Genomic DNA, 3,423 nt, shown 5'->3' with positions numbered 1-3,423 from the left:
CTGTGATTTTATTGCCATGCACATTGTGGTGATAGAATTACCCGTAGGAATAATTACTTCCTTTATTGGCTGTCCATTATTTATTTATCTGCTTTGGCGGAAACAATAAAAAAAATGCCTCCCGCAGGAGGCAAAAGTTCTTTAGAAACACATAAGTGCGACCGGATCAGAAAAGACTGATCCTAAATATTTATTGTGATATCCTTTACACCGGGGAGCTTTTCGAGATGCTCTCTGATCTCATCAGCAACATTTTCTCTGAACTTGTCAAACTTGGGGATTTCCACATCAACTGTTACGTTTCCATCCTCTGAGACTCCAGCATATTTGACCATTTTCAGCGATATGATGTCTTCTCCGACTTTGGGATAGAGGATCTTGACAAGTTCTGCCAGAACCATTTCTTTATTGAGGGCACCTTTATCAGCTTCGATCAGATGATGAGCGAGTTCATAATTCTTGATAGCCTTGCGCAGGGTATCTACTGCCAGTACGGAACAGTGCATTTTTACGGGTGGCAAGCCATCCAGTTCAGCAGCAGCTTCTTTCCAGGAAATAGCTTTTGCCTCTTCAATAGTTTTGCCCTTTGCCATATCAGTGATAATAGAAGCAGTGGCGATATTGGAAGCGCAACCGTATGACAGGAAACCTATGTCTTCTATAATCCCAGTTTCTTCATTGACGTTCAACCAGATAGAAACCTGGTCACCGCAGGCAGGGCTGCCTTCAGTTGCTTCCGCATTTGCTTTATCAAGCTTGCCCAGGTTGTGGGGTTTCATAAAGTGATCGAGAACTTTTTGTGAATACTGCATGATTTCTCCTATATATTATATTTTGATATAAAATCGGCATACAGAGGACTGCGACGGCGTAATTCCTTCACTACTTCCTCAAGTTTATCTACAACATAATCAATTTCTTCTCTCGTGTTATATCTGCTTAAAGTAAATTTCATTGAGCTGTGACTCTGCTCATGATTGCGTCCCATTGCCATCATCACATAATTTGCCTGAAGTCCTTCGGAGAAACAGGCACTGCCTGTTGCCACGCTGATGCCATATTGATCAAGCATCATCATAATTGCTTCTCCTTCGATGAAATCAAAAGAGACATTCAAATTATGAGGAGCCCGAGACTCGCAAATTGCACCGTTAAGCATTACATAAGAAATGCGGCGTTCAATACTTTCATATAGATGACGGGTAAGACTGCGGATATAGTCCACATTTTCTTTAAAATTAATGAATGCCAGTTCCACTGCTTTGGCAAAGCCAGCTATATTGGCAATTGAGATAGCACCGGTAGCTAATGGATCAATGCGATTCACACCATGTCGAGTGGGAGCAACAGTGATCCCGGGCTTAATGTATAAAGCACCTACGCCTTGAGGCCCATGGATCTTATGAGCACTGATCGTAAGAAGATCAACATTCATATCTACTACATCGATCGGCACTCTGCCATAACCTTGACAGGCATCTACGAATAAGGCAGCTTCTGAAGGAGATTCATCAATGATCTTTCTGATCTCAGTAATATCCTGCAAAGTTCCCACGGTGTGATTTGCCAGAGTGGTCATCACCAATATAGTATCAGATCTCAATTCCTGCTTAAGCTCTTCCAGATCAATAAAGGCATCCCCATCGCAACCTAAGTAACTCACTTCAAATCCACTTTCTTCAAAATAAGCCGCATTGGTGAGAATATCAGGATAGTCCACTATTGAACAGATAATATGCTGTCCCTTATCCGTATTAGCTGAAAGGTAGCCCTTGATCGCCAGATTATTAGCATCTGTACCGCTATTTGTGAAATGAACCGCTTCTGGAACGGCCTTGATGGAATCAGCTACTACTTTTTTAAATTCATCGATTTCCCTTCTGCGTTCCGTACCGGGCTGAATGAAATTTTCTGGAAAATGGAACTTCTCCTTATAATAAGGCAGCATTGCATCAATCACTTCGGGGGCTGGTTGACTGGTTATACAATTATTCAAATAAATCCGTTTCATGTTCTCCTCTTATATATTTATTTATTATTTTTTGTAAATTAATACTGGAAAAATATGATTCCAGATCAGTTCCGATCCGGTCCCAAAATCCGCGAAGATGGCAACTGATGCCCTGACAGTACTCGGCATCATCCTTCTGGTGACGGCAATAGCTGTGATAATGCGATTCTTCCACGGCTTGCATCACATCCTGCAGAGTGATAGTTTCTGCCTTTCGTGCCAGCAGATATCCTCCGTTGATACCCTTTTTGCTAGTTACAAGCTCAGATTTCCTGAGTAGAGCAAAAAGCCGTTCCAGGTATTTGGATGGCAAATGCTGCCTGCTTGAAAGCTCAGTGATGGAAAGTGGCTGCTCATCTCCTGTGAGAGCAAGCTCTATCATTGCTCGCAAGGCATATCCCGTCTTCGTTGATATATACATTTTTCTTCTCCTTACAATAACATACTTAATTAGTAGGAGTTTGCAACCTTTTTTATTTTCTAAGGTTTTGCGGTCAAGCAGAATGAGGTAAAAATGATAAAAATTAATGAACTTTCTGCCGGTTATCATGAACGGCAGGTATTGAATGATGTGAGCTTGATCTTTGAGTCAGGCAGCTTTACTGCTCTATTAGGACCTAATGGAGCAGGCAAGACCACTTTGCTCAAATGCCTGAGTGGTTTTCTTAAACCATCGGCAGGTAATATATGGCTGAAGGGCAGGGAACTAAGCGAGTATGGTAGTCGCGAGCTTGCTCATCAGATTGCTTTGATCCCTCAGAATTTCCAGCTCCAGTTTGAATATCAGGTGCGTGAACTTGTACTAATGGGAAGATTCCCCTATCTGGGCTATCTAGGCAGTTACACCAAAGAGGATCAGGAGATAGTTACCCGGATACTGGCTGATCTTGATCTTTTGGAGTTTGCTGATAAGAATTTCAGTGAACTTTCCGGAGGAGAGCAGCAACGCGTAGCAATTGCCCGAGCCCTGGTGCAATCAACTCCGATCCTGCTGCTTGATGAAGCATTTGCCAGCCTGGACGTCAATCATGCCATCAGCATAATGCAGCTGCTGGCAGAGATCAATCAGAAGCATAATAAGACAATTATCCTGGTTTCGCACAATATCAATCTTGCCGTGGAATACTGCTCAAAGGTGATCTTGATGAAACAAGGAAAGATAATAGGGCAGGGAAACCCGAAGGCTGTGATCACTGAAGAAGTACTGGCAGAAGTATATGAACATAATATCCATGTGATCACTAATCCGGTTAGTGGTCAGCCCAATCTGGTTTATACCGGTAAGGAATAAATAATAATCAATATGAAAACGAAATTACTTCTCCTGATCATAAGCTTTTTAATAGCAATTGCGCTAAATGCTTTGCAGGTATCAGGATATGTAATAGATGCGGAAGAGAAATATCTGGATC

5 protein-coding genes are annotated in these 3,423 nt (G+C 42.1%); 2 read left to right on the top strand and 3 right to left on the bottom strand.

Annotation, left to right across the window (positions count from 1 at the left end):
* The first annotated feature begins 10 nt into the window (after positions 1 to 10).
* On the top strand, positions 11 to 109 hold the full coding sequence (locus RAO94_03550; GenBank protein ID MDP8321408.1) for a hypothetical protein: 99 nt from the start codon (positions 11 to 13) through the stop codon (positions 107 to 109).
* A gap of 73 nt (positions 110 to 182) precedes the next feature.
* On the opposite strand, the gene RAO94_03545 is transcribed toward RAO94_03550, so the two are convergent.
* Genes RAO94_03545 through RAO94_03535 form a run of 3 tightly spaced genes read right to left on the bottom strand, consistent with a single transcriptional unit; the run spans position 183 to position 2,432 of the window.
* Positions 183 to 812, bottom strand: a complete 630-nt coding sequence (locus RAO94_03545; protein MDP8321407.1) for an iron-sulfur cluster assembly scaffold protein — start codon at positions 810 to 812, stop codon at positions 183 to 185.
* Between the two features lie 8 nt (positions 813 to 820).
* Positions 821 to 2,011: a cysteine desulfurase family protein gene (locus RAO94_03540; protein ID MDP8321406.1), complete on the bottom strand. Its 1,191-nt coding sequence runs from the start codon at positions 2,009 to 2,011 to the stop codon at positions 821 to 823.
* Positions 1,989 to 2,432, bottom strand: a complete 444-nt coding sequence (locus RAO94_03535) for an Rrf2 family transcriptional regulator (protein MDP8321405.1) — start codon at positions 2,430 to 2,432, stop codon at positions 1,989 to 1,991. Before RAO94_03535 ends, RAO94_03540 begins: the two co-directional genes overlap by 23 nt.
* Positions 2,433 to 2,525: 93 nt before the next feature.
* On the opposite strand from RAO94_03535, the gene RAO94_03530 reads away from it, so the two are divergent.
* Positions 2,526 to 3,302: an ABC transporter ATP-binding protein gene (locus RAO94_03530; GenBank protein ID MDP8321404.1), complete on the top strand. Its 777-nt coding sequence runs from the start codon at positions 2,526 to 2,528 to the stop codon at positions 3,300 to 3,302.
* Positions 3,303 to 3,423 lie beyond the last annotated feature (121 nt).

The sequence above is a fragment of the Candidatus Stygibacter australis genome, from assembly GCA_030765845.1.
Taxonomy (GTDB): domain Bacteria; phylum Cloacimonadota; class Cloacimonadia; order Cloacimonadales; family TCS61; genus Stygibacter; species Stygibacter australis.
This window is presented reverse-complemented; position numbering and strand designations above follow the sequence as displayed.

What these genes read in the sequence shown, in the direction of transcription:
- RAO94_03535 (MDP8321405.1), bottom strand. Translation starts at nt 2,432, where the DNA reads ATGTATATATCAACGAAGACGGGATATGCCTTGCGAGCAATGATAGAG.
- RAO94_03530 (MDP8321404.1), top strand. Translation starts at nt 2,526, where the DNA reads ATGATAAAAATTAATGAACTTTCTGCCGGTTATCATGAACGGCAGGTA.
- RAO94_03545 (MDP8321407.1), bottom strand. Translation starts at nt 812, where the DNA reads ATGCAGTATTCACAAAAAGTTCTCGATCACTTTATGAAACCCCACAAC.
- RAO94_03540 (MDP8321406.1), bottom strand. Translation starts at nt 2,011, where the DNA reads ATGAAACGGATTTATTTGAATAATTGTATAACCAGTCAACCAGCCCCC.